General features: G+C 59.1%; 1 protein-coding gene. It reads left to right on the top strand.

Annotation, left to right across the window (positions count from 1 at the left end):
• Positions 1-65 precede the first annotated feature (65 nt).
• A complete protein-coding gene (locus tag PY990_RS16215; protein WP_003049965.1) occupies positions 66-2,981 on the top strand; it encodes a Tn3-like element IS1071 family transposase in 2,916 nt (971 codons plus the stop codon).
• Positions 2,982-3,044 lie beyond the last annotated feature (63 nt).

Raw genomic sequence — 3,044 nt, 5'->3', positions numbered from 1 at the left:
ATTTCATTGACTTTCCTGTTCGCTTTGTAAACGGGTATGGTGGCCTCCCACTTTTGAGGTTCACGATGCAGGGTTGGCACACAACGTTTTTGGGGATGCGTGGGCTCCCCCGCGATATCAGCGACTTCGAGATGAAGGCATTTTTCACCTTCGATGGTGCCGAGCGCGACGCAATCAATGCACGCCGAGGTGATTCCCACAAGCTTGGTCTGGCGCTCCATATTGGTTTCCTGCGCATGAGTGGGCGTTTGCTCGGTGCCTTTCGGGTAATTCCAGTAGCCTTGTGGCGCCACCTTGGCAACGAGCTTGGCATTGCAGCACCAGAAGTCGCCTCGCTGAGAGCCATGTATGAACGCGGGCGCACGCTATTCGATCACCAACAAGTAGCCTGCACGGTCCTTGGATTCCAGTGGATGAGCGAGCACCAGCGCCGCTCACTGGTACGTGAACTGCGCGACGAAGTGGCGCGCTGCGCCGACCGCGATCAGCTACTCGTGCGGGCGCGTCAATGGCTGTACAAGAACAAGCTGGTGATCGTGCACGAGCGGGCAATTCGGACACTGATTGCGGCGGCACTTGCCCAGCTTGAAGTTGAAACAGGCACCGCCATCGCCGCCAGCGTTGATCCAGCAACACTTGATCGCTGGCGAGCCTCAGTTTCAGAGCTGCGCCCAGATGGACAAACCCAGCAGAGTTGGCTATGGGCTGCACCGGCGAAACACTCAACCCGCCAAATCAGCGAGGTACTGGAGCGCATCGACCTGCTTTACACGCTGGACGTTCATAAGCACCTGGCAGACATCCCCGATCTCATCTTGCGCCGCTACGCGCGCCGACTTGTCTCCAGGCCGCCCTCAGCCGGAGCCAAGATCAAAGAGCCAGCGCGCACCGTGGAGGTCGCATGCTTTCTTCGGTATTGCCTGTTCACCACCACAGACCAGTTGATCCTTATGGTGCAGCGCCGGATCGCCGATCTGTGGCGTCAGGCTGCCGCCGATGTCCCCGCTACCGTCAATTGGGCCGCAATGTACAAAACGCTGCTCGGCGAACTTGTTGCCTTGAGCGCGCAAGGTGCGGTGCCAGATGCTGAGTTGCGTGCCCGTCTTGAAGCCTTGATCACCGAAACCCAGAAACGCAAACCACCGAGCAGGGCCTCCCTGGTCCGCGAGGGATTGATTGATGGAATTCGCCCCGTGCGGTCGTTGCTCGTCGCCATTGCAAAGCTGCCCTGGCAGGCCACCGGCGAGCATCCTGCCATCGAGTACCTTGCCAAGCTGCAAGCTTTATATCTCAAAGGATCCAGAAAGCTGCCAGTTGAAGTGGTGGCACCAAGTCTGGGAATGATCTGGCAGGTTTCGATCTCCAGCCCAGACCGGGAACGGGCGTTTCAGGCGTTGGAGGTGGCCACCCTGTTTGCCCTGCGCCGCGCGGTGCGCAATGGCTCGGTCTGGATTGAGCACAGCCTGAGCTTTCGGGGTCGTGCGCGCTTGTTCTTCACGGACGAGCGTTGGCAGGCAGAGTCCAAGAAACACTATGCCCGTCTATCGTTACCCAGCAAGGCTGCCACTTTCTTGAAGCCTTTGCTGGCCAGAGTAACTGCCGGTGTCGATGCGGTGGCCGCTGCAGCCCGCAGTGGCGTACTGCGCGTGGATGATGAACTCCATTTGTCGCCATTGCCCGCAGAGGACGAAGACCCAGAAGTGACCAAGCTGCGCGCGGCTTTGGATCACCGCATCGGTGAGGTTCAATTGCCGGAAGTGATTCTGGCCGTTGACGCCCAGGTGCGCTTTAGCTGGATCATGCTCGGACGTGAGCCGCGCTCTACCGACGAGCTGCTGATGGTCTATGCCGGCATCATGGCCCACGGCACCAGTCTGACTGCGGTCGAATGCGCGCGCATGATTCCGCAATTGTCTGCCACCAGCATTCGCCAGGCCATGCGCTGGGCGCGGGACGAACGGCGTCTGAGCCAGGCCTGCCAGGCTGTGCTGGAATTCATGCAGCGACACCCGATTGCCGCCACCTGGGGGCGGTCCGATTTGGCATCTTCTGACATGATGAGCATGGAGACCACCAAACGGGTGTGGCAAGCCCGGCTTGATCCTCGGCGCAACACACCTTCCATTGGAATCTACTCCCATGTAAAAGACCGGTGGGGCATCTTCCATGCGCAGCCCTTTGTGCTCAATGAGCGCCAGGCGGGCGTGGCCATTGAAGGTGTCATCCGCCAAGAAAAGCTGGAGACCAGCCAGCTTGCTGTGGATACCCATGGCTACACCGACTTTGCCATGTCACATGCCCGTTTGCTTGGTTTTGATCTTTGCCCGCGGTTGAAGGAACTCAAACAGCGCCACCTCTTTGTGCCACGCGGCACCAAAGTGCCCGCAGAAATCGCTGCGGTGTGCGAAGCCAATGTCGACGTCGCTTTGATCGAAAAGCATTGGGATAGTCTGGTGCACCTGGCAGCCTCGGTCATGAGCGGACATGCCAGTGCGGTGGCAGCTCTTGCGCGGTTCGGTTCTGCCGCCCAGGGCGATCCAATCTATGAGGCTGGCGTGCAATTGGGGCGGTTGCTGCGTACGGCGTTTTTGGCTGACTACTTTGTCAAGGACGCTTTCAGGAACGAGTTGCGCCGGGTGCTCAATCGGGGCGAGGCTGTTAACGCCCTCAAGCGCGCCATTTATACCGGCCGGATCAGCCCGGCGCAGGCCAAACGTGTCGATGAAATGCAGGCTGTGGCCGATGCGTTGAGCCTGATGGCCAACATCGTGATGGCGTGGAATACCTCACAGATGCAGGCGGTCCTGGATCGCTGGTCGAACCGCCGCCAGGTCATTCCACCGGAACTGATCGGGAAGATTGCGCCCACCAGGCTGGAGAGCATCAACTTGCGGGGTGTGTTTCGCTTCCCGGTTGACCGCTATGCTGACCAAATCCTGCCTTCGCGGCCAAATGCATCGATAACTGGCACCAATGGATGAAACCGACCACGGTTTGACGCCACGAATCGCAGATTTGAAAGTGAACAGGAAAGTCAATGAAAT

Source organism: Limnobacter olei, assembly GCF_029087225.1.
Taxonomy (GTDB): Bacteria; Pseudomonadota; Gammaproteobacteria; order Burkholderiales; family Burkholderiaceae_B; genus Limnobacter; species Limnobacter olei.
Note: the sequence above shows the minus strand (reverse complement) of the source record. Positions and strands in the feature narration are given on the sequence as shown.